Annotated in this window: 4 protein-coding genes; all 4 read right to left on the bottom strand. The window is 74.7% G+C overall.

The window, feature by feature from the left end; translation table 11 throughout:
* Positions 1-482: 482 nt before the first annotated feature.
* On the bottom strand, positions 483-1220 hold the full coding sequence (locus AB0937_RS38435) for a hypothetical protein (RefSeq protein ID WP_366718846.1): 738 nt from the start codon (positions 1218-1220) through the stop codon (positions 483-485).
* 100 nt (positions 1221-1320) lie between these two features.
* Entirely contained in the window at positions 1321-2112 is a 792-nt protein-coding gene (locus tag AB0937_RS38440; RefSeq protein WP_366718848.1) for a hypothetical protein, read from the bottom strand.
* Between the two features lie 89 nt (positions 2113-2201).
* Positions 2202-2546: a hypothetical protein gene (locus AB0937_RS38445; RefSeq protein ID WP_164348885.1), complete on the bottom strand. Its 345-nt coding sequence runs from the start codon at positions 2544-2546 to the stop codon at positions 2202-2204.
* An 80-nt stretch (positions 2547-2626) separates the two neighbouring features.
* Positions 2627-2911 carry a hypothetical protein gene (locus tag AB0937_RS38450; protein WP_164348883.1) on the bottom strand — a complete coding sequence of 95 codons (285 nt, stop codon included), beginning with the start codon at positions 2909-2911 and terminating at the stop codon, positions 2627-2629.
* Between the last annotated feature and the right edge of the window lie 467 nt (positions 2912-3378).

The raw sequence follows: 3378 nt of genomic DNA on the forward strand, positions 1-3378 counted from the left end.
CGCAGGGAGCGAAGCGACCGGAGGGCCGCAATAAGGAGGGCCCCCAGGGCCCGACGACTGCGGCGCACGGCCGGATCGCACCGAAGGTGCGATGCACCCCAGCGGAGCGTCACGGGCAAGGACGGCGGGAGCGTCCTCGAGGTCGCCGCCGCCCCGGCCACGGCCTGGCTCGCCACAGTCGCGGCGGCGACCACGAGGAAAGCGCCCCGGATGCCAGGTGGCCCCCTGCTGCGACGGGGCCGGCCATCGGCGCCGGGGGAGCGCGAGGGGGCGGCGCTTGAGAGCGCCCCTCGCAACCCGGCCCCCGGCCGGGTGCCGCACGACGGCGCGGCGGGGCGGCGTCGGCCACCGCGGCGCGGCCGTCGTGCACGGCGAGACGGGGCTGGCAGCGTGCGCGGTCAGGTGCGGGTCTCCGGCCTGTCGTCGCGGTGGCCGTGCAACGCGTTCGGCCCGGGGCGGCAGATGCCGCCCCGGGCCGGGGGTCAGCTGGCGAACAGGGGCTCCTGGACCGCCTCGATGGTCGGGGGCGGTGGGGCGTGCTGTTCACGGTGCTGGAGGTGACGGTCCACGGTCCACTTGATCCACTGCCACTCGGGCAGGAGCGGACTCGGGCGTCCGGGCTGCTGGCGGAAGGTGGTCACGCCTGCCGCGCGGGCGGCGTTGCGGATCGGGGAGATGTCCGGGAGAAGGTGCTCGGGCCGGACCAGGTGGACGGTGCTGTCGAGCCAGACCCACACCTCGCACTTCGGGCGTCCGAGTGTGGTCAGGATCGCCAGGTGGGGGATGTCGCCCCATCCCGGGTGCAGTCCTCCGGGGCTGACCCACAGGGTGGTGCCGGGTTCGATGTCGCCGGGCCGGCTGGGTGTGTGGTCGTACGGCGGGCGCTGACGCCGACGGCGCCGGGGCTTGTCCGGGTAGTAGTGGCTGGGCGGGTAGCGCGGGTTCCTCTGGTGGTGCTGGTGAAGTTCCGCCGCTTCGGCGCGCAGGGCGTCGGCCGGGGTGTAGCAGCGGGGGCCGAGGTGCCAGTTGCGGGGCCGTTTGGTGTCCCAGTACGTCGGGCTGCCGCAGGAGGCGCATTGCCCTCGGGTGAGATACGGCTCGGCGGTCGGGCACGGCCAGGGCGTGCGGCACTGGCGGCAAGTCCATACCGGCTCGGCCGAGTTCGGCAGGTGGGCGTCCGGCAGGTAGATCGGCCGGGGGCGCCAGGCTTCTCCGGTCACGCTCGACTCCGTGAAGGGGTGGGCATCGTCGTTCCTGTTCTCGAAAGGCGCCGGGGCCGGGGCGCGTTGCGCGCTCCGGCCCCGGCGGTGTGCGGTGGGGTCAGCGGCCGGTGTGCTCCTCGTCGTCGCGGGTGGTGATGGCCTCTGCCGCGTCCAGGGCCTGCTCGGCCAGGTGGAGGGCGGCCGCCAGGGCCTGCGGGTCCTCCTCGGCGGTCTTGCGGGCGCGGTCCAGCGCGCGCACGGCCTGCCGCGCCGCGTGGTAGCCGGTCTCGTACTGGCCCTCGGCCCAGCAGGCGAACAGCAGGAGCTCGACCTCCACGCCGTTGATGGCCTTGGCCAGGGAGCCCTCGCCGGTCCGGGCGGCGGCGAGGGCCTGGCGGCCGGTGTCGATCCGGAAGGCGGGGATGCTGGACAGGAGCGCTGCCCCTTCGGTGAGTCCGGCCTGGGCCGGGAGGGGGAGAACGGTCTTCTCCAGGGCGATGGCGGCGGCGGTCAGCATGGCGACCGCCGCGCCCGCGTTGGGCACCGTGTGGGCGAGGTGCCTGCCCGCCCTGGCGTAGGCGGCCGCGAGGGCGCCCCACCGGGCGGCCTGGGCCGGCTGGTCGTTCTCGACCGCCAGGGCCTGCTCGTCGGCGGCGATCCGGGCCCGGTGGTGGCACACGGCGGACTGCATCCGCAGCCAGCGGCGGCCGGGCGCGTTGCACCGGCCGTTCTCGATGTCCTGCACGGCGGCGCGGTAGGTCTGGGCGGTCTGGCGGGCGCGGAGGACCGGGCGGCCGATGGCCTCCGCGAGCATTCGGCCGCCGTTCCCGGTCACCAGCAGGTCCCTGCGGTAGCGGGCTGCGGCGGCGTCGCCGCCGGTGAGGTCCGGGGTCGGGGTGGTGGGGGTCATGCGTCTCTTCTCCTCGGTGAGGTGCGGGTTTCGAGCGGGACCCGGGGGCGGCGGTGCCATCCGCCGCCCCCGGGCAGGGCCGCCGCGTACTACTCGCTGCGGCGGGTCTGCGGGGGGAGCTGGCCGTCGTCGCCCTCGCCGTGCGGGGCGTCGGCGTCGACGTACCGGGCGTTCAGCTCGGCGGGCCGGAACGCCCAGTTGGTCGCGGGGGTCGTGTACCGGACGACGGCGACACGGCCACCCGGCACAGGCTCCGTGCCGCTCACCTGGGTGGCGACGGTCGGACCGACGTAGGTGACGTGGCCGTGGCCGTTGGGTTCGGGGATCGTCTGGCCGGGCCTGATCTCCTCCCCCGTGGCGAGGTCGACCAGCCGGACACCGGAGTTCTGACGGGGGAAAGCGGGGATGGCTCGGGCGTTGAAGTCGTCGTTCACGCTGCGCTGCTCCTCGTGGAGGTGTGAGGGTTCCGAGGGGCCGGGGCGGCGGTGCCATCCGCCGCCCCGGCCGGGGCGGGCTACTGGAACGAGCGGGTCAGGACGTCCCGGAGGGCGCGCGTGTCGGTGCCGACCGCGCTCATCGGGGAGTCGAGCGCTGCCCCGAAGGCGGCGGCGTGCAGCTCGGCCCCGGTGCGGCCGCTGCGGCTGGCCGTGAGGTAGCCGTGCCAGTAGGCGGCGAGCACGCTGTCGCTGAGGCCGTCCAGCTCCTCCTGCGGGGCGCGGTCGTCGTCAGCGGCGGTGGCCAGGAGGCGGTCCCGCAGAGCGGCCAGGGGGGCCTGCGGGAACTGCGTGGTCGTGATCATGTCCGTATCCCTCGGTGGATCGGGTTTCGAGTGGTCGCGTCGGTCGGGGTGCCACCCCCTTCCAACATGGACAACGATACCAGTTTTCTCCCGGAAGGGAAGGGCCGTTCGCGCGTTTCCCGGGTCCTTTTCGCCCCCCGCCTCCGACCCGCTACCCTGGGGTTACCTCGTATCGCGTGGAAGTAGCGCCCCTTCTGGGATGTCGCCACCACGCGCGGTGCGGGTTTCGAGGAACCGGCGACCGCGCCAGCCTGCCGCACTTGTGCGGGGGGTCCTGCCTTATGGCAGGGCGGTCGCCGGTTTTTTACTGCCCGGCACCGGCCCGGGGCGTCATGGCCTGCCACCGGTCCGCGTCGTGCCGGGTGGAGCCGGCCGCGGCCGAACGCGCAGGAAAACAATACCGCACTCGCGCCGATGATCGTGCACCCGTTTCCCCGGGCCCGCCCGCTCGACTGCGAGGCCGGTCG

Origin of the sequence: Streptomyces sp. NPDC047880 (assembly GCF_040706515.1) — a bacterium.
Classification (GTDB): domain Bacteria; phylum Actinomycetota; class Actinomycetes; order Streptomycetales; family Streptomycetaceae; genus Streptomyces.